23 protein-coding genes are annotated in these 25,296 nt (G+C 56.9%); 17 read left to right on the forward strand and 6 right to left on the reverse strand.

Annotation, left to right across the window (positions count from 1 at the left end; genetic code table 11):
- The first annotated feature begins 334 nt into the window (after positions 1 to 334).
- The 4 genes from RBB77_RS17605 to RBB77_RS17620 all read left to right on the forward strand — a co-directional run bounded on the left by RBB77_RS17605 (position 335) and on the right by RBB77_RS17620 (position 4,681).
- Entirely contained in the window at positions 335 to 1,432 is a 1,098-nt protein-coding gene (locus tag RBB77_RS17605; protein ID WP_353063043.1) for an energy transducer TonB, read from the forward strand.
- Between the two features lie 90 nt (positions 1,433 to 1,522).
- Positions 1,523 to 3,394, forward strand: a complete 1,872-nt coding sequence (locus RBB77_RS17610) for a hypothetical protein (RefSeq protein ID WP_353063044.1) — start codon at positions 1,523 to 1,525, stop codon at positions 3,392 to 3,394.
- Positions 3,395 to 3,509: 115 nt separating this feature from the next.
- A complete protein-coding gene (locus tag RBB77_RS17615) occupies positions 3,510 to 4,052 on the forward strand; it encodes an outer membrane beta-barrel protein (protein ID WP_353063045.1) in 543 nt (180 codons plus the stop codon).
- 101 nt (positions 4,053 to 4,153) lie between these two features.
- Entirely contained in the window at positions 4,154 to 4,681 is a 528-nt protein-coding gene (locus RBB77_RS17620; protein WP_353063046.1) for an outer membrane beta-barrel protein, read from the forward strand.
- Positions 4,682 to 4,761: 80 nt separating this feature from the next.
- Here the strand turns inward: RBB77_RS17620 and RBB77_RS17625 are convergent, their stop codons facing one another.
- The 3 genes from RBB77_RS17625 to RBB77_RS17635 all read right to left on the reverse strand — a co-directional run bounded on the left by RBB77_RS17625 (position 4,762) and on the right by RBB77_RS17635 (position 7,066).
- Complete coding sequence (locus RBB77_RS17625; protein WP_353063047.1) at positions 4,762 to 5,367, reverse strand: acyloxyacyl hydrolase; 606 nt, start codon at positions 5,365 to 5,367, stop codon at positions 4,762 to 4,764.
- Positions 5,368 to 5,563: 196 nt separating this feature from the next.
- Positions 5,564 to 6,028 (reverse strand): Spy/CpxP family protein refolding chaperone, encoded by a 465-nt coding sequence (locus RBB77_RS17630; RefSeq protein ID WP_353063048.1) that lies wholly within the window; start codon positions 6,026 to 6,028, stop codon positions 5,564 to 5,566.
- Between the two features lie 114 nt (positions 6,029 to 6,142).
- Positions 6,143 to 7,066, reverse strand: coding sequence for a LysR family transcriptional regulator (locus RBB77_RS17635; protein ID WP_353063049.1), 924 nt, complete (start codon positions 7,064 to 7,066; stop codon positions 6,143 to 6,145).
- Positions 7,067 to 7,187: 121 nt separating this feature from the next.
- Here RBB77_RS17635 and RBB77_RS17640 point away from each other — a divergent pair, with 121 nt between their 5' ends.
- The 13 genes from RBB77_RS17640 to RBB77_RS17700 all read left to right on the forward strand — a co-directional run bounded on the left by RBB77_RS17640 (position 7,188) and on the right by RBB77_RS17700 (position 21,279).
- Complete coding sequence (locus RBB77_RS17640; RefSeq protein ID WP_353063050.1) at positions 7,188 to 8,363, forward strand: 2-isopropylmalate synthase; 1,176 nt, start codon at positions 7,188 to 7,190, stop codon at positions 8,361 to 8,363.
- A 25-nt stretch (positions 8,364 to 8,388) separates the two neighbouring features.
- Entirely contained in the window at positions 8,389 to 9,498 is a 1,110-nt protein-coding gene (leuB, locus tag RBB77_RS17645; protein WP_353063051.1) for a 3-isopropylmalate dehydrogenase, read from the forward strand.
- Complete coding sequence (locus RBB77_RS17650) at positions 9,495 to 9,683, forward strand: hypothetical protein (protein WP_353063052.1); 189 nt, start codon at positions 9,495 to 9,497, stop codon at positions 9,681 to 9,683. Before leuB ends, RBB77_RS17650 begins: the two co-directional genes overlap by 4 nt.
- The gene (locus RBB77_RS17655; RefSeq protein ID WP_353063053.1) at positions 9,683 to 10,390 is read left to right on the forward strand and encodes a hypothetical protein; all 708 of its coding nucleotides are present in this window, start codon (positions 9,683 to 9,685) and stop codon (positions 10,388 to 10,390) included. The genes RBB77_RS17650 and RBB77_RS17655 overlap by 1 nt, the downstream gene beginning before the upstream one ends.
- A complete protein-coding gene (leuC, locus tag RBB77_RS17660) occupies positions 10,387 to 11,844 on the forward strand; it encodes a 3-isopropylmalate dehydratase large subunit (protein ID WP_353063054.1) in 1,458 nt (485 codons plus the stop codon). Before RBB77_RS17655 ends, leuC begins: the two co-directional genes overlap by 4 nt.
- Complete coding sequence (gene leuD / locus RBB77_RS17665) at positions 11,844 to 12,479, forward strand: 3-isopropylmalate dehydratase small subunit (RefSeq protein WP_353063055.1); 636 nt, start codon at positions 11,844 to 11,846, stop codon at positions 12,477 to 12,479. Before leuC ends, leuD begins: the two co-directional genes overlap by 1 nt.
- A 50-nt stretch (positions 12,480 to 12,529) precedes the next feature.
- Entirely contained in the window at positions 12,530 to 14,227 is a 1,698-nt protein-coding gene (gene ilvD, locus RBB77_RS17670; RefSeq protein ID WP_353063056.1) for a dihydroxy-acid dehydratase, read from the forward strand.
- Positions 14,228 to 14,315: 88 nt separating this feature from the next.
- Positions 14,316 to 16,061, forward strand: a complete 1,746-nt coding sequence (gene ilvB / locus RBB77_RS17675) for a biosynthetic-type acetolactate synthase large subunit (protein ID WP_353063057.1) — start codon at positions 14,316 to 14,318, stop codon at positions 16,059 to 16,061.
- A gap of 256 nt (positions 16,062 to 16,317) precedes the next feature.
- Positions 16,318 to 16,827 carry a hypothetical protein gene (locus RBB77_RS17680; RefSeq protein ID WP_353063058.1) on the forward strand — a complete coding sequence of 170 codons (510 nt, stop codon included), beginning with the start codon at positions 16,318 to 16,320 and terminating at the stop codon, positions 16,825 to 16,827.
- 25 nt (positions 16,828 to 16,852) lie between these two features.
- Positions 16,853 to 17,458 (forward strand): acetolactate synthase small subunit, encoded by a 606-nt coding sequence (gene ilvN / locus RBB77_RS17685; RefSeq protein WP_353063059.1) that lies wholly within the window; start codon positions 16,853 to 16,855, stop codon positions 17,456 to 17,458.
- Positions 17,459 to 17,908: 450 nt separating this feature from the next.
- A complete protein-coding gene (locus RBB77_RS17690) occupies positions 17,909 to 18,472 on the forward strand; it encodes a hypothetical protein (protein WP_353063060.1) in 564 nt (187 codons plus the stop codon).
- A 39-nt stretch (positions 18,473 to 18,511) separates the two neighbouring features.
- On the forward strand, positions 18,512 to 19,537 hold the full coding sequence (gene ilvC, locus RBB77_RS17695; protein ID WP_353063061.1) for a ketol-acid reductoisomerase: 1,026 nt from the start codon (positions 18,512 to 18,514) through the stop codon (positions 19,535 to 19,537).
- Between the two features lie 242 nt (positions 19,538 to 19,779).
- A complete protein-coding gene (locus RBB77_RS17700) occupies positions 19,780 to 21,279 on the forward strand; it encodes an ATP-binding protein (protein ID WP_353063062.1) in 1,500 nt (499 codons plus the stop codon).
- 50 nt (positions 21,280 to 21,329) lie between these two features.
- Here the strand turns inward: RBB77_RS17700 and RBB77_RS17705 are convergent, their stop codons facing one another.
- From RBB77_RS17705 to topA, 3 genes are all read right to left on the reverse strand, one after another.
- Positions 21,330 to 21,614, reverse strand: coding sequence for a DUF427 domain-containing protein (locus RBB77_RS17705; RefSeq protein WP_353063063.1), 285 nt, complete (start codon positions 21,612 to 21,614; stop codon positions 21,330 to 21,332).
- Positions 21,615 to 21,760: 146 nt separating this feature from the next.
- Positions 21,761 to 22,186 carry a DUF4760 domain-containing protein gene (locus tag RBB77_RS17710; RefSeq protein ID WP_353063064.1) on the reverse strand — a complete coding sequence of 142 codons (426 nt, stop codon included), beginning with the start codon at positions 22,184 to 22,186 and terminating at the stop codon, positions 21,761 to 21,763.
- Between the two features lie 18 nt (positions 22,187 to 22,204).
- Positions 22,205 to 25,111: a type I DNA topoisomerase gene (gene topA / locus RBB77_RS17715; protein WP_353063065.1), complete on the reverse strand. Its 2,907-nt coding sequence runs from the start codon at positions 25,109 to 25,111 to the stop codon at positions 22,205 to 22,207.
- Positions 25,112 to 25,296 lie beyond the last annotated feature (185 nt).

The following is a 25,296-nucleotide window of genomic DNA, read 5'->3' on the forward strand; positions in this document are numbered from 1 at the left end:
AGTGCCAGTGTCAATCACTTACGCTTACGGCACTATACTTGCTGTAAGCGAAGAGCAGAGCCCGGCCCTGAAAAAAGAGACATCTCACTGAGGCACGGAGGCTGCTACAACCTTTTCCTTTCTCGTTCGCGTCTGTTAAGTCGGGCCGACGCAACGTTCCAACCTCCCCTTGGTGATGTCAAAAGTGGCAGTGAGTCAAAGACCACAGGTTCGAATCACACTTGGGCTCTCCGGCATAGCACCTCGGAGTTATTCCTCCTTCGCACCGGTTCTGTTTCCATAGCACTGGTGTAACTCTCCCGACCTCGACACGAGGCACTTCAAGGACTTTTTTATGGCAAAGCCGCTTCGCAGTGATGATCCAGCACCGCAGAATATGCAGTTCGCACACTTCGGCGTCCTGAACGACGGCAACCAGAGCAAGTCCTCGCTCTTCACTTCCATTGCCCTCAACGTCGTTCTTGCCCTATGCGCCATCATCATCGGAGCAGCCGCGAAAAAGACCATCGATACCAGGCACAAGCTGACCGAGTTGACCGAGCCGATTCCGATGAAGAAGCCGGATGAGCCGCCGCCGATCAAGATCAAGCCTCCAAAACTTCCGCCCCCTCCGGTCGTCAAGGTCGAGCCGCCTAAAATCAAGTTGCCCGACGTGAAGTTGCCCGACGTTCCCAAACCACCAGAGATCAAAATGGCGCAGCCGATGCCGGTCGTTCTTCCGGCACCTCCAAAGATCGTTCAGCCTCCGCCGGCTCCGAAGGTGGTCAGTCTCGCACAGGCTCAGCCCGCTGCCTTGGTCAACAACTCTCCTCATCCAACAGCGGTCGCACTGGGTTCGCAGACAAACCCGATTGCGCCGTCCAATCGTCCCTCTACTACGTCTATCAATCTCGGCAACAAGGGAATGTCCGGTATGCCGGCTTCGAATAACGGCATGGGAGCGCAGTCCACTGTTGTCAATCTTGGTTCTGGTTCGGCCGGTAGCCAAAACATGAAAGGCAGGGACAACGCAGCAGGCGGCGTCGTCGGAGTCAAGCTTGGAGTTACTGGCGGTACAGGAGCAATGAATGCTCCGGGGCGTTCGCCTGGTGTTGTTAGCCTCGGCCAGAACACTCCACCACCGATGCCAAAACCAGCCGGCCCATCTGCGGCAGTGGCCAAGTCTGCACCTAAGGTTCTCTTCAAACCCAAGCCGGAGTACACGACAGAAGCTCGCAACCTTCATATCGAAGGTGTCGTCTCGGTTCGCCTCCGCGTCTCTTCCTCTGGTGCCGTCCAGGTTCTCGGCGTCACCAGTGATCTCGGCCACGGCCTTGGCGACTCTGCCATCCACGCCGTGCAGGCCACCCGCTTTCAACCCGCTACCGACGCTTCGGGTCATCCGATCGATTGGGAAGGTGTTGTCAATGTAGCTTTCCAGCTCGCTGGATAAGAAACAAATTTTGTTCCGTAGTCGCAGCATGAAATAGCATCTAGTCCATACTCAGGCTGACCCCAGGGGTCACCGTAGGAGCCGCAAATCATGATTCACGGGAAACAGTCTACCGCCGGTCTGCTGCTGGCACTTCTAGTCGCAACCACTCTCCCCGCGGGAGCAGGCATCCTACATCCTGGCAAAAAGAAGAAGATGGATGAGGACCTCTCTACGACGCGCAAGCCGACGGCCGCGCAAAACGCACTTATTGACAAGTCGATCGCCCGAGAAAAGGTGATCGTCAAGACCGTCAAGGAGCGGGCTCCTCTCGTCGAGACCTACATCCAGACCATGAAGCCTGATCCTCTACTGGGCCAGGTTCCCGAATCTGACGAGCACTTCCTCAGCCGCGTCGATTTCAAGAGCGTCATCGGCGATAACTCTTACGCGGTAAACAAAGAGACATCAAAGGGCACCAGCAGCGACGGCAAGCTTGGATTCTTCAAGCACTCTGTCTCCTTCGTCGGTGGTCTCGGCAACAGTCTGCATCTGAACTTCCATGAGTCTGGCTTCGTGCAGATGCTCCTGATGGACTCCAACAGCTTCGATCGTCAGCACTACACCTTTGGATACGTACGCAACGACTTCCTCGGCAATACCCCAACGGCTGTCTTTGACGTAACGCCGATTGAAGGGAAGAAGGCCTACGGTCGCTTCTTTGGTCGAATCTGGATCGAAACACGGAGCGGGAACGTGGTTCGCTTCAATGGCGACTTCGCTGGTACCCAGGAAGACCAGAAGGAGTTCTATCACTTCGACAGCTGGCGCACCAATGTTCAACCCGATCTCTGGCTCCCGACCTCTTTTTATGTTGAAGAGAGCGATCCAAAGAGCGTCTCCCGCACCCTCAAATTCAAAGCCATTAACCACATCTGGGGCTACGTACTGAAGGTCCCTCCACCGGAGAGCGAAAACACCTCGATGGATGTCGTCGGCGCAACCGACGTCAGCAACGACGCACAGGATGTCAGCCCTCTTGGAGCCCAGCGTGCTTGGGTCCAGCAGGCAGAAGACAACATCGTGGAGCGTCTCTTCCAGGCAGGCTTGCTTGATGCACCGAGTGAATTCGATAAGACTCTTGAAGCGCTCGCTGGCAACATTCTCGCTTACAACAACATCACGCTCTCAAGACCGATCCGCTGCCGTACTCTGCTGACCGAACCGCTGGAGTCTCTCGCCATCGGCAACACCATCGTTATCTCGAAGAGCCTGCTTGATACCACCGGCGTTGTAACCCAGGACGGCGCGCAGCAGATGGGCAACCTCAATGCGATCCTGGCCTTCCAGATTGCCCACATCATCCTTGCTCACCGTCTCGACACCAAATACGCTTTCAACGATCGTCTGCTCTTCCCTTCAACGACGGTCTTCAACCGCATTCCCATGCACCACACAGACGCAGATAATACAGCAGCAGCGAAGAAAGCCATGGAGTTACTAAACGCGAAGGAGTTGGAAGGTGGCCAGCAGTATTTTAGTCTCTACCTCCAACAGCTGCAGCAGCGAGTCAAGAGTCTCAAGGCTCTTAACGAACCCATGATCGGCGATGGTTTGATCAAGAGCGATACTGATCCGACCTTCTGGATGCAGGCCATCACCACAAAGGGCCCCAAGCTGGATATGAAGGACCTGAAGCAGCAAGCGGCTATGCCGTTGGCCAGCTTCCTGCGCTTCGATCCATGGACCGACCAGGTATTCGTCCTACACTCGGCATTTGAGCCTCTCCTCACCGCAGCCGACAAGATGCCATTCGAGGTCGAACCGGTCTACCTGAAACTGAGCTACTACAAGGCGCCCGCAGAACCTGTTGCTGCTCCGACAGGCACACCGGCGAATGCTGCGCCAGCCGACAACACAGCAGCACCAGCCGCCGCTGCACCGGCTGCCACTCCCCCACCAACGAACGCACAACAAAACTAAACCTGAGAGCGTGGATGGACTCTGGTCATTGGGACCGTCCGCGCTCTAATTGTCTCGGGTCATCTCACTCGCCACAATGCACGCATCAAACCTTGTTTGATAAGGAGGCACACTGTTGAAGCGGCATTTTCTCATCGGCTGTTTTGCCTGCGTCCTCAGTCTGACTCTCTGGTCACACGGTCAAGCCGTTCCTACCGCCTCTCGTGAGGGCTCGGCGCAGATTGGCGTCGGAGCAACCTTCATCAGTCCCGACTATACTCAGAAGTACATAAAGGGTATTTCCGTCTACGGCAACTACGATATCGGTCAACACCTGGGAGTCGAAGGCGACATTCACATTTCCGTCAGCACTCCCGGCACTATCAGCGAAAACTCTTACCTGCTTGGTCCACGGTATAAATGGCATTACAAACGTTTTGAGCCCTACGCCAAGGTGCTGCTGGGCTTCGGTCGCTTCGGCTTCCAATCCGACAGCTCTGTAGCAGCGGCGACCTTCACCTACTTCCAATTTGCGCCCGGTGGCGGTCTGGACATACGCGCAACTCGACACATCAACGTGAGAGCATTCGACGTTGAGTTTCAGAAGTGGCCCGGATTCGATTCTCACGGGCTTTCCCCTATCGCTTACACAATTGGTGTTGCTTATACCCTGCGCTAGTTAGAGAATCTGTTCATGATGAAGACGTTGCTTTACCTTGATGAATCGTCACTGCGCTACCCGGTCTGCGTCAGGGAAAACACAATTCGACAGGAGTTCGCGTGCTGACAAAGGTTGTTATTTTTCTGGGCCTGTTGGGGGCCACATCCATGCTGAGCGCGCAAGCCACTCCCACAGCAACTCGCGCGGGAGCTCTCAAGATCGGTGGCGGCTTTTCCACGGCCGACTCCGACTATGGGAATCGATTCAATGGTGGTGCAGCTTACTTCGACTTCGATTTTCTTCCCCACATTGGCCTGACTGGCGAGTTTCATTTCGTCAAAGACCAAAATGATCTCTACGAGAAAACTTACGAGATTGGCGGCCGCTACTTCCGTGAATATCGCCGGTTCGTTCCTTACGGCAAAGTCCTCTACGGGCGCGGGGTCTTCAACTTTCCTGTCAACCCTGACGGATTTCGAGCGAACCTCGCCTACAATCTCATCGCTGCCGGCGTAGGCACAGACTACAAACTGAAGCCCTACCTCTATCTCCGAGCGGATTGGGAGTACCAGCAATGGTTCGACTTCGCAGGCTCCAGTCTTACCCCTAACATCATTACGGTAGGTGCGGCGTATCACTTCCGGTAGACCCTCTTACCCAGACTGTCGTAGTCCAAACAGAAAGCCCCGGTCAACGCCGGGGCTTTTCATGTTGAAACCGTCAATCTTTAGAAGTGATACGCAATACCGATCGACGGAGTCGAGATAACCTCGTAACGATTGGTATTGAAGATGTTGCCAGGAAGGCTGAACGTGGGTGTCTTTACCAGGAAGGCCCTATACTCTGCACGAATGTCAAAGCTTGGGCTTAGCTCATAGGCCACACCGCCGCCAAACAGAGCGCCGATGTTGGTATTCCGCTTTGCATCCAGGTTGGTTGACCCGGCATCCTTGAACGGCGAGAAAAACATTACGCCCGGACCAGCTTCAAGAAACGGGTTGAAGTTTTTGAAGTTCAGATTGAACACGTAGGCGAGGCTGACCTCCTGCTGCAGAGTATGGATGCCGCCGTTCGCCTTCCCGAAAACCTGATAATACTGGGTATTCTGCTGATATCCATAGTTCGCTTCGAGCCCGCTTCGCGGCGTCAGTAGGTAGCGATAGCTGGCAAGGAGTCCCATAGTCGTGCTTGTGTTCTTCTGCACGCTGTTCCCCGTTATCTCTGGCGCAAACGCAGCAGTGGCGCTTACGCTTACGTCCTGCCGGCTCTCCTGCGCATAACCGGCCGCCGCAGACAACATCAGCGCACCCAACAACAACATCGTTTTCTTCATTCTTCGCTGGATCCCTTCGAATTCGTCCATAACTTCCTACGCTGTCCCGCAGGCAACGCGTTTGCAGAGTTATGGGACGCCGTAATCACTGAGTTTCATTGTAACCGCACCGCTGCCCGAAGACGCGCCGCCAACGCAAGAAGGCCGGACGATCTGCATCCGTCCGGCCTTGATGATCACATCTGTGGATAACGTGTTATTGCTGCGGCGGCGGTGGCGGTGCTCCCTGCCCGCCCTCACGACTCTCCCGACGCTCCTTCATCTCCGCCTGCAAAGCGTCGTACTTGGTTTTCTGATCATCAGTCAACACGGCGCGGATCTTAGCCTGCGACGCCTTGTGGATGTCCATCATCTTCGCCCGCTTATCGGCTTGAGGTGTCGTAGTGTCCTGACGCAACGCCGTCATCTGAGTTCGCGAATCGTCGTCGATTGCCTTCACCTGGGTAACCTGATCTGGCGTCAGGTTAAGTTTTTTTGTCAGGAAGTCGATCTGATGCTCCTCCCGTTGACCTGCTCCACGATGCCCGCCGTTGGGTGGGCCTGCCTGATCCTGGGTGGACGGAGCCGGCTCTTGTGCCATCACGGGAAGTGCGCTCAGCGCCGTTACACATAGCGCCAAAAGAGCTGCTTGCAATACTGGTTTGCGAAATACATTCGTCATCGGATTCTCACTCTCATAGTGCGTTTGCCGGAAGAGTTTCTCCGGTGGTCAATCTACTGCTACAGACGCGCTTTTTTCGCAAAGGTTCCGTTATCCCAAAAAATTCGCAGCACCTCAGATGCCCCGGTCTGCCTGGAAGCAATAGGGGTCCCCGTGTGCCGCCGCGTAAGCCTCCACCACCTTAAGAAAGGCCAGCGCCGCGTGGGACAGACTGGCCTGCCTCCGATAGACGAGCCTAAGCTTGCGCTCTATCTGCAACTCGGGTATCTGGACCCGCACCAGCGCCCCGCTCTCGAGTTCGGTGCGCACTGTCAGCCCGGGGACCAAAGCCACCCCATTACCCATCTCTACAAATCGTTTGATCGCCTCCAGCGACGGCAGTTCTACGCCCATCTGAAGTGGTGTTTTGTGGCGCTTGAAAGCCTGAATGACCTTCTGCCGCTGAGGCGAAGGAATGTTATGCGCGATGAAATTTTGCCCTCCTAGTTGCCGAATCGATACCTTTCCAGCCCCCGCCAGTGGATGTCGTGGATTCACCACAAAGGCCAGCTCATCCCGGTACACAACCATTGATTTCACCTGTGTGTCGTCGGGGCGGAAGGAGAGCACCCCCAACTCCACCGAGTGCATCAGCACCTCGTCCGAGATCCGGCTAGCCAACGTTCGCTGCACCGCCAGTTTGATCCTGGGATTTTGTCGTCTAAACTCATCGAGCAACGGAAGCAGATAAAGACAGGTGTACTCGTTTGCGGCCAGATTCAGTCTGCCGCTATGTAGCTCCCTTAACTCCGTAAGAGCCCCCGTCGCTTCGTTCCTAAGATTCAACAACTTAGAGGCATATTCCCGCAAAACCTCACCCGCGTCCGTGAGCGTTCCATCCCTTGACGAGCGCTCAAACAGCACCTCGCCCAGCTCTCCTTCAAGCTTGGCGATTGCCTGACTCACTGCTGGCTGAGTACGATGGAGCCGTGCCGCTGCTCGCGAGAAACTACGCTCCTCTGCCACCGCCAGAAACGTCTCCATCTGGACTAAGTCCAATCCTTACCTCCGCGCAGCCGGCAATTTGCAGATCGAATGCCGCAATTAGAAATTCTGATATACCTGCAAGCGATCATAAGCATGCATTATGATAACGTCTAGATCGAAAGTGCCAAATTCTATGTCCCTGCATAATCAAATCGTCTTCTTCGACACCACCCTCCGCGATGGCGAACAGTCTCCCGGCTGCACCATGCACCATGACGAAAAGTTGCGCATGGCCCACCAGCTCGCAAACCTTGGCGTCGACGTTTTGGAAGCCGGTTTCGCAATCGCAAGCCAAGGCGACTCCGACTCGATCCGCATGATCGCCCGCGAGGTTCGCGGCCCTCGCATAGCCTCCCTAGCCCGCTGTAAGCGCGAGGACATAGAAGCCGCAGCCCGTTCTATCGAGCCCGCCGACAAGGCTCGCATCCACACCTTCCTCGCCTCCTCGGACCTCCATCTTGAAGCCAAGCTAAAGATCTCTCGCGCTGAGGCACTCAATCAGGCCGGAGAGTCAGTCCGTCTCGCCCGTACCTTTGCCGACGACGTCGAGTTCTCCGCCGAGGACGCTACGCGCACCGATCCTGACTTTCTCGTCGAGATCGTGACGGCTGCGGTACAAGCCGGAGCCACAACCATCAACATTCCCGACACAGTCGGCTACACCACACCCGACGAGTACGCAGCCACCTTCCGCATGCTCATCGCCAAGGTCCCCGGCATCGACGACGTCATCCTCTCAACTCACTGCCACAACGATCTCGGCATGGCCGTCGCGAACACGCTCGCAGGCATCCACGCCGGCGCCCGTCAGGCGGAGTGCACCATCAACGGCATCGGCGAGCGCGCAGGCAATGCAGCCCTCGAAGAAATCGCCGCTGCCCTCATGGTTCGCCGCGACAAGCTTCCTTACACCAACAACATCAAGCTCAATCAGCTTTACCCAACCAGCCAGATGCTCGCCGAATTTATCAGCTTCGGCTGCTCGCCCAACAAGGCCGTCGTCGGCGCCAACGCTTTCGCGCACGAATCCGGCATTCACCAGCACGGCATGATGGCTAACCCGCTCACCTACGAAATCATGACACCCGAATCAGTCGGTGTTCCTGCAACCAACATGGTTCTCGGCAAACACAGCGGTCGCCGCCTCCTCGAGCAGCGCCTCACCGAACTAGGACACAAGCTGACGCGCGCTCAGCTCGACGATGTCTACCATCGCTTCACGGAGTTGGCCGACCGCAAGAAATCCATCTATGACCAGGATTTGCTCGGCCTGCTGCAACCGGACAAGTCCACCGTGATCACGCACTAAACTCACGTCCAAAGGAAAGAGCGTCATGCGCCTCAAAATTGCAGTTCTCGCCGGCGACGGCATCGGACCCGAAGTTACCAAGCAGGCTACAAATATCCTCCGCGCTGTAGCCGAGATGGGCGGCCACGAGTTCACCTTTGTCGAAGGTCTGATAGGTGGGACCGCGATCACAGAGACCGGGTCACCCTTACCCACCGCCACGCTCGACGCCGCACTCGAGTGCGATGCTGTCCTCCTCGGCGCCGTCGGCGACAACAAGTTCAACGCACTCCCGCCTGACAAGCGTCCTGAGGCCGGCCTTCTCCAGATTCGGCAGGCTCTCGGAGGCTTCGCAAATCTGCGGCCGTCCATCGCCTACACTGCGCTAAGCGCCAGTTCCCCGCTGCGCCCCGAAGTCACAAAAGACGTCGACATTCTCTTCGTACGCGAACTCCTTGGCGGGCTCTACTTCGGTGCCCCGCGCTGGTGGGATCGCAACAGCAACGAAGCCATCAACACCATGCGATACACCCGTGATGAGGTCGTGCGCGTAGCTCGCGTCGCCTTCGAACTCGCCGGCAACCGGCGCCAGAAGGTCACCTCTGTCGACAAGGCAAACGTCCTCGAGGTATCGCAGTTATGGCGCGCCACGGTCACCGAGGTCGCAAAGGATTACCCCTCCGTTACGCTCGAACACCAGCTTGTCGACTCCATGGCGATGCACATCATGAACATCCCCAGAAACTTCGATGTCGTGCTCACGGAAAATCTCTTCGGAGACATTTTGTCCGATGAAGCCGGAGTCATCACCGGTTCGCTCGGCATGTTGCCCTCCGCTACCATCGGTGGCGCGGTCAATCTCTACGAGCCTGTTCATGGCAGTGCACCCGACATCGCCGGCACAGGCAAAGCCAATCCCCTCGGCGCCATCCTTACGGCCGCGATGATCCTCCGTCACTCCGCAAATCTGGAACAGGACGCCAAGGCAGTCGAAGCAGCGGTCAACAAAGTGCTTGACGCTGGTTACCGCACCGCCGACATCGCACGCGGCCAGCAACCGGGACAGACTCCAGTCAGCACACAGGAGATGGGCAAGCTCGTACATCAGGCCCTGGCCGAGTCCATCGATCGCCGCCAGGCCATGCATGCCGTATGAGTGAGCCGATGAACGTGCGGACGAAGCTCATCCTGATGAACTGCGCGGTCGCCGTCGCTCTCATCTATCGCTGGTGGAAGGGCGCGCCTCTCGCTGTTCTAGCCGTCACGGCGCTCATCATGTTCTCCCTCGTAAATGGCCTCATAGTTTTTACGCAAAAGAAGTCTGTACGAACAAATCGCTAATGCGCTCGACTATCCAACTCGCAATCTTTGTCCTGGCACTCACCCCCATGTGGACGTCGGCACAGATCTCTTCGCCTCAAATAAAGAGAGACAAAAAGCAGCCGAAAGAAAACCTGGAATGGCTATGGCAATACGCCCCCCCGCCGGCTGACGGTCGCGAAAACCAGCTTGTCCTCGATGCCCGCTTCCGGCCATTTCTGGCCCAATATCTCACTGCGCCACAAACCTTCTGGGGCAATCCCAAGACCGGCTACAAGACACTCAACGAGACTGCGCTCGACTTCCTTTCAGTCCCTGATAAGGTCGTCGCCGACGACAATCGTTATCTTTCGATCACTGGCTGCGTCTTCCGCTTCTGCCCGGCGCGCGGTCTCCTCTGGGTTGACCTCGGACTTCCTCACCCCCTCGTCGCCTTTGCCGCCATCGACTGGATTAAGGACAGCAAAACCCCAAGCGAACTCGGAGCTGAATACACCCTCTGGGTCTTCGCAAATCACCCGATCGATCCCGATCACATCCCCCCTGCGCTAACCCACAGCGTCGCCCGCTGGACCGCACAGCCACCCACCGGTAGCACCGTGATTCAACAAGTCACACACGCCATTCTCGTCGACCCCGACGGCACCCCGCATCAAATTCAACCAGCCACCATCGGTGCCAACACATTCACCGTCAAGCCCCAGGATGACCAGAAAGCACAACAATGAATACACCGCCTAATACACCCAAGACACTCTTCGAAAAGGTTTGGCAGCAACATCTCGTCATCGAACCCGCAGGCGAACCGAGTATCCTCTACATCGATCTGCATCTGGTCCACGAGGTTACCAGCCCCCAGGCATTCGACGGTCTTCGCATGGCAGGCCGCAAGCTGCGCCGCCCGGATCGAACCGTCGCCACGGTAGATCACAACGTCCCTACTAGCAGCATCGAGGACCGTCTTCACATCGTCGACCAGATCGCCCATAAGCAGATTGAAGCGCTGAGAAAAAATTGTGCGGACTTCGGCGTCGAACTCTATGACGTCCAATCGCCGAACCAAGGCATCGTTCACATCATCGGGCCCGAGCTCGGTCTCACCAAACCCGGTATGACCATCGTCTGCGGCGACTCTCACACCAGCACCCACGGCGCATTTGGCGCGCTAGCGTTCGGCATCGGCACTAGCGAAGTCGAACACGTCATGGCCACGCAGACCCTCCCGCAGGACAAACCAAAGACCTTCCGTATCAATGTTGAAGGCACTTTGTCGCCCGGTGTCACAGCAAAAGACATCGTACTCCATATCATCGGCGAGATCGGCACAGCCGGAGCCACCGGGTACGTCGTTGAATACGCTGGCTCGGCCATCCGTGCCCTCTCGATGGAAGGCCGCATGACAGTCTGCAACATGAGCATTGAAGCTGGAGCGCGCGCCGGCATGATTGCCCCCGATGCCACAACCTTCTCCTATCTAAAGGGCCGCCGCTTTTCGTCATCCGGAACCGCATGGGACGAATCCGTAGCCCACTGGTCGCAACTTGTAACCGACACGGGAGCAATCTTCGACCGTGAACTCACTCTCAACGCGGCCGACATCACTCCCACCGTCAGTTGGGGCACCTCGCCCGGCATGGTCACCGGCGTCAAAAGCACAGTCCCGTTGGCCGACCCCGCAGCTAGCGAAGCCGATCAAAAGGCCTTCGAGCGCGCCCTCGAATACATGGGCCTTCACGCCGGCGAACCGATCGAGGAGATCAAGATCGACCGCGTCTTTCTTGGCTCCTGCACCAACGCACGCATCGAAGATCTCCGCGCCGCAGCCTCTGTTGTCCGTGGCTATCACGTCGCCACGACGGTCCGCGCAATGGTCGTACCCGGCTCCCAGTCCGTCAAAACGCAGGCTGAAAAAGAAGGGCTCGACAAAATCTTTACCGAGGCAGGCTTCGACTGGCGCGAGCCTGGCTGCAGCATGTGCCTCGGCATGAATCCCGACATTCTCGCTCCTGGCGAACGCTGCGCCTCCACATCGAATCGCAACTTCGAAGGTCGCCAGGGCCGCGGAGGCCGCACCCACCTGGTCAGTCCGCAGATGGCAGCCGCTGCCGCAATCACAGGCCACTTCACGGATATCCGCACCTGGCAATTCAAAGATCAGACAGCACAGAAGGAGGCGAAGTAATGCATCCCATCAACATACTCACCAGCCACGCCGTGCCTCTTGACCGCCCCAACGTCGACACCGACCAGATCATCCCCAAGCAGTTCCTCAAACGTATAGAGCGCACCGGATACGGCGACTTCCTCTTCTACGATTGGCGCCGCATCCAGGAAGGCCCCAATGCGGGCCAACCTCACCCAGACTTCGTCCTCAATAAACACCATCACAAAGGCGCGAAGATTCTGATTGCTGGAAAAAACTTCGGCTGCGGCAGTTCCCGCGAGCACGCCGCCTGGGCTCTCACCGACTTTGGCTTTCTCGCCGTCATCGCCCCAAGCTTCGCTGACATTTTCTTTTCCAACGCCGGCAAGAACGGCATGATCCTGGTTCGCCTCTCTGACACGGACGTGCAAACGCTGATGGAGCGCTCAGAAAAAAATCCGGCGCACAAGATCACCATCAACCTCGAAGCCCAGACCATCACCGACGACCATGGCTTCAGCGCACACTTCGACATCGACCCGTTCCGCAAATACTGCCTGTTGAACGGCCTCGACGACATCGGCCTCACTCTCCGTCACGAATCCGAACTCGATGCCTTCGAAAACAAACATGACGCTGAGTTCTGGCTGAAACCCAGACCCACCGCTGCTTAATTCGCGCTGACCCGGTGACTCGCTAACCAGCACCTTTGAAAGGCTGTCCTTTGAGCAACGAAATCAATCCGAAGAAAAATTCTGTCGTCCTCACCGAAGGCCCGTCCCGAGCCGCTGCGCGCTCTTACTTTCGCAGCGTCGGCTTCACCAAAGAAGATCTGCACAAGCCCATCATCGGCATCGCTAACACATGGACCGAGATCGGCCCCTGTAACTTCCACCTGCGCAAGGTCGCCGAGGCCGTCAAGCAGGGCGTCCGTGAAGCCGGCGGCACGCCTATGGAGTTCAACACCGTCACCATCCACGACGGCATCACCATGGGCACGCAGGGCATGAAGGCCTCGCTCATCTCACGCGAAGTCATCGCCGACTCCATCGAGCTTGTCGCCCGCGGCAACTCCTTCGACGGCATCGTTTGCATCGCCGGCTGCGACAAGAACATGCCTGCCGCCATCATGGCCCTTGCCCGCCTCGACATACCTGGCCTTATGCTCTACGGCGGCAGCATCGCCCCCGGCTCGCTCAAACAACCCGACGGCACCACCAAGGAGATCACCATCCTCAGCGTCTTCGAGGGCATGGGCTCCCACGCGGCCGGCAAAATCACTGACCAACAGCTCGAAGACCTGGAAGCAGCCGCATGTCCCGGCCCTGGAGCCTGCGGCGGTCAATTCACCGCAAACACCATGGCAATGGCCGGCGAGTTCCTCGGCATCTCGCCCATGCACCTCACCGGCGTCCCCGCTATGTCGCCCGAAAAGCACGAATCCTCCCGCCAGGCTGGCCGCCTAGTCATGGATCTCGCCCGCGCCGGCCTCACTCCACGCAAGATCGTCACCCGCCAGTCCATCGACAATGCGATCGCCGCCGTCGCTGCCTCGGGCGGAAGCACCAACGCCGTCCTCCATCTCATCGCCATCGCACACGAGTTCGACATACCGCTCACGATGGAAGACTTCGATCGCATCTCCGAACACACCCCCTTCATCTGCGATCTCTCTCCCGGCGGCAAGTACGCCGCGAAGGACTATCAGGAGGCAGGCGGCTCCCGCCTTCTCGCCCAGCGCCTCATCGAAAAGGGTCTGCTCAAAGGTGACAGCATCACCGTCTCCGGCAAGACACTCGCGGAAGAGGCTGCCCTCGCCGTAGAAACCCCGGGCCAGCCCGTCATTCACACTTGGGACAACGCTCTTAAGCCAACCGGCGGCCTCGTCATCATGCGCGGCAATCTCGCTCCCGACGGCGCCGTCATCAAAGTCGCTGGCCACGAGCGCATTCACCACACCGGCACAGCGCGAGTCTTCGAGTCCGAGGACGACTGCCACGCCGCGGTCGAAGCCGGGAAGATCAACCCCAACGACGTGCTCGTCATTCGCTACGAAGGCCCACGTGGCGGCCCCGGCATGCGCGAGATGCTCGCCGTCACAGCCGCAATCAAAGGTATTCCCGCTCTCTCGGATACAGTAGCTCTCCTCACCGACGGCCGCTTCTCCGGAGCCACCCGCGGGCTGATGGCTGGCCACGTCGCCCCCGAAGCTCAACTTGGAGGCACCATCGCCGCAGTCCACGAAGGTGACACCATCACCTTCGACATCCCCAACCGCAAACTCACACTCAATGTCCCCGAAGCCGAGATCGCCAAACGCCTAGCAGCATGGCAGGCCCCCAAACCCCGCTTCAAACGCGGCGTCTTCGCCAAGTATGCAAACTCCGTCAGCAGCGCCAGCGAGGGAGCTGTCACAAGATAGGAGAGACACTTGTTTCGAGCGTCGTCCTCCTATTGATCGTTGCACTTCTATTTTGCGAAACTCGCTCCGCCTAACATCGAGGCCAATTATGAAAAATCAACATCCGCAACTCACCGGCTCCGAAATCCTCTGGGCCACCCTCGTCGGCGAGGGCGTGGACAAAGTCTTCGGTTACCCCGGCGGGGCCATCCTCCCGGCGTACGACGCTATGCGCAAATTCCCCATTCATCACATCCTCGTACGTCACGAGCAGGGCGCCGCGCACATGGCCGACGGCTACGCCCGGGCTTCGGGGAAGGTTGGCGTCTGTATCGCCACCAGTGGACCGGGCGCCACGAATCTGGTTACAGGGATAGCAACGGCAATGCTCGACTCCGTCCCTATCATCTGCATCACAGGGCAAGTTGGATCCAAGGTCCTGGGCTCCGATGCATTTCAAGAGGTCGACATCACCGGCATTACTTTACCTATTACTAAACACAACTACCTCGTGACGCGCGCCGAAGACATCGCACCGGCATTGCGCGAAGCTTTTCAGATTGCGACCAGCGGCCGCCCCGGCCCTGTATTGATTGACATCACTAAAGACGCGCAGCAAAATAGCGCAACCTTCAACTTCGAAGCGGCTGCCCCTGCGCACTATCGGCCTCACCCCATGCTGCAAGCGGAAAGCTCTGCCATTCAGAAAGCCATCGAGCTGATCCAGCAAGCAAAGCGACCCATCATCCTCGCCGGTCATGGCATTACTCACTCCGGTGCGGAGGCACAAGTACTCGCCTTCGCCGAACGCCAGCAGATCCCCGTGGCCAGTACCCTGCTCGGTCTTGGAGCGTTCCCTACCTATCACGCGCTCTCACTCGGCATGATGGGCATGCACGGCGAATCATGGGTCAACAACGCCATTCAACAAGCTGATCTCCTACTCGCATTCGGTATGCGCTTCGATGATCGTGTCACTGGCAACCTCGCGCACTATGCGCCTAACGCCAAGAAGATACATATCGAGATTGATCCGTCTGAGATCAATAAGAACGTCAAAGCCGACGTTGCGTTGATTGGCGATCTGCGTGAGACCCTCGATCTTATTCTGCCGCTGCTGCCGAAGAAGACTGATACAAGCTGGATCGGCGAAGTGAATGCGATGAAGGGTGATGCGGCTGTCCGCGACATCATCAATTTGCCTGACAACGGCCATCTCTATGCCGCTCATGTGATCAACGACATCTGGCGCGAGGCTCATGCAGCGGGTCGCGCAGATCAGACTGTCATCGTTACTGATGTAGGCCAGCACCAGATGTGGGAGGCGCAGTACTACAAGCATGACGTGCCTCGTTCGTTGATCACCAGCGGGGGCCTTGGAACCATGGGGTTTGCGTTGCCTGCTGCAATTGGCGCGAAGGTGGCGTGTCCTGAGAAGGATGTCTGGGTGATCGCTGGAGATGGTGGTTTTCAGATGACTGCGTCAGAGCTTTCGACCATTGTTCAAGAGGGTTTGGCGATTAATATTGCTGTGATTAACAACGGTTTTCTAGGTATGGTTCGGCAGTGGCAGGAGGCGTTCTATGAGAAGAATTATGCTGCTTCGCCGATTCTGTCGCCGGATTTTGTGAAGCTGGCAGGTGCGCACGGTATTGATGGGGCGCATGTTAGTGAACGGAAGAATGTAATTCCTACGGTTACGAAAGCTCGTACGAGTGGTAAGCCGTTTCTTATCAACTTCCAGGTTGAAAAAGAGGACGGGGTTTATCCGATGATTGCTCCTGGGGCGGCTCTGCATGAGATGGTTCGGCGGCCTGCGGTTGATCCGCTGATAGAGACGGCGGAGGACGAATAATTTTTTTGTTATTTTGAGAAAAATTTCGGCGGCTGGTTCGGGAGCAGTGATCTTCGTTTTTCCCTTGTTTTTGAGGGGTGTTTTGGAAAATACCGTGTTCTGCACGTGGTTTTTTGATGGTGAGAACGTGGTGGAATGCGTGGTAAACGTGGTGCGTTAGCAACGTGTTTTTGGTGCTCGAAAAATACGCCACGTTATAGAAATATTTTTGATCTGCAGGGCTGGACTGTCGTGCCAAGTGCAGAGAGGATGCAGGATGCTGAATCTGAGAAGGAACAAATCGAGAGCTTTTGTGGCGATGGTTTGGTCCATTCTTGTCGCTGCGGTGCCTGCGATGGGTTCGGCTCAGGCTGCTCAGTCGACACAGCCACCACCTAAACCGGGTGAGGTTCATATCAGAGTGATCAATGCGTTGACCAATCAGCCGGTAACGAATGAGAGGCTGAACGTCGCGCTCCGGGACGATCAGATCGGATCGGTTGCCATGGGGACGGACAAGAACGGCGTCATCCTCGTGGATACGAAGAAGGCGAGCATCATGCGCATCCTCGCGAATATGTATGCGGACTGCCGCCCGCGAGATGAGCTCTATACGAACTACTCCGTCGCCACGATTCTCAGTACTGGAATCACGACGGGCAATCTTTGCAGCAGTGCGAGTCCGGTCGCGAAGCCGGGTGAACTTATTCTCTACGAGATCCCGAAGACGTATCTCCGTCAGTATCCTGCACCACCGGTTGATTCCCTGCCTCATCATCCGAACTAAACGACGAACCCGCTGAAAGGCACACATGCTTCACACTTTTGTAGCTCATGTTTCAGACAAACCGGGCGTACTTACACGAGTTGCTTCGCTGTTTCGCCGACTCAACATCAACATCGTCTCGCTGACTGTGGGCGAGAGTGAGCGGCCAGAGGTGTCGCGCATGACGATTGTCTGCGAGGCTCCTGACCATGCGGCGCATCGTATTCGCGCTTCGCTGTATAAGCTTGAGATCACCGTGGACGTCGATGAGGTGGGGCGCAGCGAGGCTGTGATTCGCGAGCTTTGCCTGATCAAGGTTGCGGCTGGGCCGAAGACTCGTTCGCAGATCTTTGAGCTGGCGACGGTCTTCAAGGCGCGTGTGGTCGATCTTGCGCCAGAATCGGTGATGCTCGAGATGACGGGCGCGGCCAGCAAGATTGAAGGGTTGATCCAGGTGCTTACCGAAAGTGGCTACACGATCCTTGAGGTCTCGCGTACGGGCCGGATGGCGATGCGGCGTGGCCACCACACCAGTCGTGTCCTAAAGGCGCTCGGTACGCCTCATCCTGACCATAGTGACGAAACCTCGTTTCCTGAGAAGCCTGACGCCGACGAGATTTTGCCGAGCGAATTTACCGAGGAAGAGGCTTAGCCTTTCATGTCGGATTTTTACGAGGAACTCGAACTAAAAAATAAAGCCTCGAGAGCCCACCGATTCTCGCTTTTAGCCGGCACAGTTCTCGGGGTTGTTTACGGTTTGCTCTTCCGACTTTCGGTTGGCGGCAACCACGGCCAATTGTCGAATCGGACCGCCACGATGACCTTGTCTTTTCTAGTCCTTGGTTCTTTCTTCGTTGGTTTCCTGACGGTGTACATGTCGGAAAGAGTGGTGCCTCGAAATGCATTCATGTGGGTCACACAACCGTGGCCGAGTATTCTGCTCGCTTGCCTTATCTCAGTTCTGTTTCGAATAGAGGGTTTGATTTGCCTTATTTTTGCTTTGCCGATAGCGATTGTCTTTTCGACGATAGGTGGACTGGTCGGGGGCTCAGTCGCACGAAGATCTAACACTAGTGCCCGGACGGTTTCCTGCTTAGCTCTATTGCCTTTTTTGCTAGCTCCTGCCGAAACGTACCTCAATGCGCCAGTTCGGACCCGCACCGTTGCTAGCGAAATCATTATTCATGCTTCGCCTCAGGTCATATGGCAGAACGTCATTCGTGTTCCCGCGATTTCCCCAGCGGAGCTGCAGCCGACTTGGACGCAGAGGATCGGGTTTCCTCGTCCTGTCGAGGCTACGCTCTCGTATGAGGGAGTAGGCGGTGTTCGCCACGCCAGCTTCGAACGTGGCCTGGTCTTTATTGAGACGGTTACCGCCTGGGAGCCTGAGCATCGCATCGCATTCAGCATAAAGGCGGACACCGCTCACATTCCGCCCACAACGCTCGACGAACACGTGACTATTGGTGGTCCCTACTTCGACGTTCTCGACGGCGAGTATCGTCTTGAATTGCTACCGGATGGCGATACACTTTTGCACCTTACCAGCCACCAAAGGCTTTCCACTAACTTCAACAGCTACGCCGGACTATGGTCTGACGCAGTTATGCAGAATCTCCAAACCAGCATCCTCAACGTGATCCAACATCGCTGCGAGCACGCGTAAACTCTAGAAATACAAATCAAAGGAAGAAGAGCAAACACAATGGCAAAGGCATACCACGACGCAGACGCAGACCTCTCTCTTATCCAGGCAAAGAAAGTTGCCATCATCGGCTATGGTTCGCAGGGCCATGCCCATGCGCTGAACCTCAAGGACTCGGGCGTTGATGTTCGTGTGGGTCTGCGCAAGGACTCGCCCAATGCAGATCGCGCGCGCAAGGCTGGGCTTCAAGTCGATACCGTCGCCGAGGTTGCAAAGTGGGCTGACGTGATCATGAACCTGACGCCCGACCAGACGGCGGCGAAGGTATACCACGCAGAGATCGCACCGAATATGAAGCCCAATGTAACGCTGATGTTTGCGCATGGGTTCAATATTCGTTTTCGCACGATCACGCCTCCTCCAACTGCCGACGTTTCGCTGGTGGCGCCGAAAGGCCCCGGACATCGCGTTCGTGAAGTGTTTACCGAAGGCGGCGGAATTCCCGGCCTGGTGGCGGTGGAGCAGGATGCCAGCGGACACGCGCTTGCTCTGGCTTTGAGCTACGCCAAGGGCATCGGATGCACACGTGCCGGCGTGCTCCAAACCACCTTTACGGAGGAGACCGAGACCGATCTCTTCGGCGAGCAGGCGGTTCTTTGCGGGGGCACCAGTGCGCTGGTGAAGGCTGGGTTTGAGACGCTGGTCGAGGCCGGCTATCAACCCGAGCTTGCTTACTTCGAGGTGCTGCATGAGCTGAAGCTAATCGTCGACCTGATGTATCGCGGCGGTCTGGAGTACATGCGTCACTCGATCTCCGACACCGCCGAATGGGGCGACTATGTGGCAGGACCGCGCATCGTCACGCCTGAGGTGAAGAAGGCGATGAAGGGCCTGCTGAACGATATTCAGGACGGCAGCTTCGCGAAGAAGTTCATCGCGGAGAACGAGACCGGCCGCCATGAGTTTACGCGGATCCGCAAGCAGGAGGCTGCTCTCCAGATCGAAAAGGTCGGAGCTGAGCTGCGCAAATCCATGCCTTTTCTCGATCCCGTCGTCGTGAAAGATGGTCAGGTACACAAAGCGTAAATCTGTACGTCTAAGGAATGTCTGTTTTTTGCAAATCAAAAAGGCGGGGACGGCATCCAATTTGATGTCGTCTCCTCTTTGAATTTCAAGATGATCCGCGAAATCGTGACCGTCGCCGGCAGGACGAAGCTTTGTTTGATTTTTTTGAGCAGAGCGCGACGCGAAGCCGTACTCCTGTAACAATGGAGACGTAGATCTACCGAACCGATTCAGATGACGGTGCGACAGAAGGAGCTTCAGGAATGGCCACTGTTGACAACTACGAAAGCCTCCTACCGACACTTCCTACTCCTGTAGTAGACCAGATGGTAGGTCCCCCGGCTCATCCCACCCCCATTGCAGAGATCGTTGCCGGGCTGCGCAGCATTGCAGCACTCGATGGTCTGACCGAGGAGGAGTACACCTGGATTGCGACCAAGGGCACAGAGCGCGTGGGCGGCGATCGCTCAATCGTGTTCCGTGAGGGCGAGCCTGCCTGCAACATGAACTTCATCCTGAGCGGAGAGGTACAGGTGCGCCGCCGACATACGAGTGCAGCATTGTTTATCGGCCGTGCGGCGTCGATGACCGGCAAACTTCCCTTCTCGCGGATGAAGACCTATGGCGGCGAAGGATATTCGGTGGGTTCGGTGTGGGCGATCGATATCAATGAATCGTTGTTTCCGGATATGTTGGCTGCGATTCCGTCGATGGGGCAGCGGTGCGTGTCGGCGTTGCTGGATCGCGTGCGCGAAGTGACCAGGATGGAACAGCAGTCAGAGAAGCTGAATGCGCTCGGCAAACTGGCCGCAAATCTCTCGCACGAGTTGAATAATCCTGCGTCGGCTGCACAACGCTCGGCTGCGAGCCTGTTCGGCGAACTGCGCGAATATGGCGACCAGAAGTATCGTATGGGCCGGCTTTGTCTGCCGGATGAGACGACGGAGAAGTACCGCGAGTGGATAAAGAATGCGCGGGCGCGGATGTCGGCGTACTCGAATATACCCAAAGCTTCGCAGAATCCGCTGGCCAGCGCGGATCGCGAGGAGATGCTGGTGCAGTGGCTGAACGCCCATAACGTTCCCAATCCGTGGACGATTGCGCCTTCGCTTTCAGAGACGACGCTTGCGTTCGACCTGCTCGATGATCTTGCGGAGATTGTGGGTCCTGAGGTGCTTCCAATCGCGGTTGCCACGGTCGCCAGCTCGCTGCGTGTTGAACGGATGGCGGAGACGGTGGTCGATTCGACGGTGCGCATTTTCGACCTGATCAGTGCGATCAAGGACTATTCGTACATGGATCAGGCGCCGATTCAGGACGTCGACCTGGCGCAGTCGCTTGAAAACACGCTGGTGATGTTCAACTCACGGCTGAGAAATATCAAGGTGGAGCTTGACTTCGATCCGAATCTGGAGCCGGTGAGCGCCTATGGCAGCGAACTGAATCAGGTGTGGACGGCGCTGATCGAGAATGCGCTCGATTCCATGAACGACAGGGGCACGTTGCGGTTGTTGACCCGAGGCGGCGGCCAGATGGCCCTGGTTGAGGTTTGGGACTCCGGTCCGGGGATGGATCCGGAGATTCGGTCGCGAATCTTCGAGCCGTTCTTTACTACCAAAGCGCCCGGCCGTGGGCTTGGACTTGGGCTAGATACGGTCCAGCGGATCGTCAATAAGCACTCAGGATTCGTCACGGTTGAGTCGAAGCCTGGTGCCACCTGCTTCCAGGTTCGCTTGCCGATCGATCGCCTACAGGCCTACTAAAATCAAGCGGGAGAGATATTTACACCTCCCGCTTGCTGTTTCTACTTGAACTATTTCGTAATTTCGACGCCGCGCCAGAAGGCAATGTGATGTTTTACATTGCGGGCGGCGGGTTTGGGGTCAGGGTAATACCAGGCCGCGTCGGGGTTATCCTGGCCGTCGACGATGATGGTGTAATAGCGCGCCTGCCCCTTCCAAGGGCAGTTGGAGGTCGTGGAACTGGGCCTCAAAAACTCTCGTTTTACCGACTCTTCGGGGAAATAGATGTTTCCCTCGACGGTCTCATAGGTTTCGCTTTCGGCCAGCGTCTGGCCGTTCCAAACTGCCTTCGCCATAGTCCACTACCTGCATTCTTTTGAACGAGTTACGGACGCAAACGACACCGGCTTCCCAAATTGAGAAGAGTCGGGTGCCGCAGAGCCGTCATGCCTTTGTAACAGAAATGATGCAAAAAAGGAAAGTTCTGCAGCTTCGGCCGAGCCTAGGCAGATGCCTTACTCAATCCGAAGCTCTTCAGAAAACTCTCGTAGCTGGCCTTGGCAGCGGGATAGGCGTCGATCATAGCTGCGGTGTGCGCCATGAACCGGTTGCCGCTTTGCTTCTCGGTCTCGGCATGGAAGTGATGGAACTTGGCGTAGATGAGGATTCCCTCTTTGTTCGAATCGAGGAAGAGGTCAGGATCGAGCGCGCCACGCAGAACGAGCGAAGCCGCCATCTCCCAGTAACTTAGAACCTGTCTCCATGCGGGGTTGTGCTCCGATTTGTGGTCCCTTGAGACTGCTCGAAGCTCTTCCAATGTCTTTGGTTGAAATTCGAAGACCAGGAAGCGCCTTCCCTTTCGAAGAGTCTCCTCGCGTCGCATCTCGTAGAGCTTTAGAATCAGTTCCGCATCAGCTGCAATTGCCATTTTTTCCTTTTTCCTCTTTTAAGCTACGCTCTCGACGACCGCCCGGGTCTTGTCCGGGTCGGGCCGCTGGACGACGGGCGCCGGAGCCGGCCCAGCGATCTTCTTCTCATAGGTGCAGGGGGGAGTTGTGGGCTCCTCCTCCGGGGCACCTTTCTTCTTGCGGCGCTTCGGCAACGCCTCGCGGTTGTTTGGGCAGACAAGGTAGGTTCCCTTGTCGTTGACGACCTCGAGGACATAGGCGCTGTCGCACTTCGGGCAGGTCTGGTTGACCAGCTTCAGGTTCGAAGCGAAGTCGCACTTCGGGTAGTTGACGCAGCCGTAGAAGAGGTCGCCGCGCTTGGTCTTGCGTACGGCGATGTCGCCGCCGTCCTTCGGGCATTTTACGTCGAGCAGCTCCTGCTTGATGTACTTGCACTTTGGATAGCCGCTGCAACTGATGAACTCGCCGTACTGGCCGTTGCGAAGCAGAAGCGGCTTTCCGCACTTCGGGCAGGACTCTTCAAGCTGAACCGGCGGCTTCTGCTGCACCTTCTGGTTCAGTTTGCGGATGGTCTTGCACGGCGGATCTTCGTTGTAACCGGGGCAGGCCATGAACGGTCCCCACGGTCCGTTGCGCAGTACCATCACGCGACCGCAGTTATCGCAGAACTCTTCTTCTGCAACCTCGTCGGCACCGGGGGCGCTGAGGTCAGGCTTGGCTGCGAAGTTCTCCTTGGTGAAGTCGCAGCTAAACGGCTCCGCAGTCACCTTTTTGCCGTGCTCCATAGCCTCTTGGATCGCGGCAGTCAGCTCCTTCGCGTCGTCGGTCTCCTTCGAGTATTCGATCACGTCGTCAGTCATCGCCTTGACGATGATTGGATAGTTGAGCGCCTTCGTGACTTTTTTCAGGACGGCCTTCGAATCCTTCTTCCATGGCCCTGCCGCGACGGTCATGGGTTTGACCTTGGTGAAGTTGCTGCACGAGTAGAAGCTGCCGAACTTGCCCCATTTCAGGATCAACGGACTGCCGCAGTTGTCGCAGACTTGAGTGGTCTTCTCCTCCATCCGCTTGATGTCTTCCATGTTGTCGCTGGCGACGATCAGCTCCTTTTCGAAGTGATCGTAGAAGCCGTTGAGTAGGTCGGTCCATCGCTCTTTGCCATCTTCGACCGCGTCCAGCTCGCCTTCAAGCGTAGCTGTATACGCCGTATCGAAGATGTAGGGGAAGTTTTTTACCAGCAGCTTCGTGACGACGATACCAATCTCGGTCGGCACAAACTTCGACTGGATCTTCTTCACGTAGTCGCGATCCTGAATCGTATTAATGATGGACGCATAGGTGGAAGGGCGACCGATTCCCTTCTCTTCCAGCGTCTTGACGAGGCTCGCTTCATTGAAGCGCGGAGGAGGCTGGGTAAACTTCTGTAGAGGATCGAGCTTCTGAAGACGGAGCGCCTCGCCGTTGCTTAGCTCCGGCAATCTGGCTTCCGCTTCGTCTTCTTCTTCGGTGCCAGCCTGTGCGGCGGCATCTGCGTCCTGGGCTGGCTTTGCGTTTGCCTCTTCTTTCGCAGCTTTATCTTTGGCTGCCTGTCGCGTGCGCTTGTCTTCCTCTTCAAACTTCAGGTGGCCTTCGAACTTCAGCACACTGCCGGTCACGCGAAAGTCATAAGCGAGCTTAGCCTGCGCAACGATATCGACTGTTGTCTGGTCGAAGACGGCGGGACTCATCTGGCTCGAAACAAAGCGCTGCCAGATCAATTTGTAGAGTCTGAACTGCTCATCGCTGAGATACTTTCGGATCGAGTCCGGAGTGAACTTTACGTTGGTCGGACGGATCGCTTCGTGGGCATCCTGCGCCTCGACCTGCTTTTTGCCAAGATACTCGTTTGGCGTCGCGGGAAGATACTTCGGTCCAAGCTTGCCGATGTACTCGCGAGCTTCTGCAATAGCGTCAGCGCTGACACGCGTCGAGTCGGTACGCATGTAAGTGATGAGACCCACGGTGCCTTCTGCGCCAATCTCTACGCCTTCATAAAGCCGCTGCGCGACGCCCATGGTACGGCGCACATTGAAGCCAAGGCGGCCTGCCGCATCCTGTTGCAGTTTGCTGGTCGTGTAGGGTGCCCGTGGATTGCTCCTGCGCTCTTTCTTCTCGACCGAGCGGACACTCCACTTCGCGACCTTAAGCTCCCCGACAACCTCATCGACCGCTTCTTTGTCTGGCAGCGCATTCGACAGAAAGAGATCTTTGCCCTCTTCATCTTTTCCGTTGGCGACACGTGCAGGCACGCCGTTTACACCAACGAATCGTGCCGTGAAGTTTTGCTTGTTTGCAGTCGGTTCAAGCTGTGCATCGATGGTCCAGTACTCGACTGGATTGAAGTCATTAATCTCTTGCTCGCGTTCAACGATCAGGCGAAGGGCGACAGTCTGCACGCGCCCCGCCGACAACCCGCGTCGCACCTTATCCCACAGCAGCGGCGAGACCTGATAACCCACCAGCCGGTCCAGCACGCGCCGCGTCTGCTGCGCATCGACCAGGTCCTCATCGATATCCCGCGCGTGCAGAAACGCAGCCTGCACGGCCTTTTTCGTGATCTCATTAAAGGTGACGCGTCGCACCTTCGATTTGTCCTTCATCATCGGCAGCAACTGGATGGAAAGATGTGCGGCAATGGCCTCCCCTTCGCGGTCAGGGTCGGGCGCGAGGTAGACCATGTCTGCCTTTGACGCGAGTTTCTTTAGACGCTCAACAACCTTCTCTTTCCCTGGCGACACGATCAGCGTCGGCTCAAAGGTCCGCTTCTTCAACTCCACGCCGATGTCGTTCTTCGGCAGGTCCATGATGTGGCCTATCGAGGCCTCCACCACGTAGTCGCTGCCGAGATACTTCCCAATCGTCTTCGCCTTCGCCGGCGATTCGACGATAACTAATGATTTACCCATTTGTTCCCTTCATCCACCAGAACGCACTGCCTAAGCAAAACGTTCCACACACTTCCTTATTCCCTTGCGAACCTAACACGACTTCTGCAAACCCGTCATCTCATCATGATTCCTCAACTGACGAAACCCGGCTGAGAAGGTCATAGCACAGCAACTGGAATCAACGAGCTGGTCCACGTTGTGGA

It is taken from the genome of Tunturibacter psychrotolerans (assembly GCF_040359615.1).
Lineage (GTDB): Bacteria > Acidobacteriota > Terriglobia > Terriglobales > Acidobacteriaceae > Edaphobacter > Edaphobacter psychrotolerans.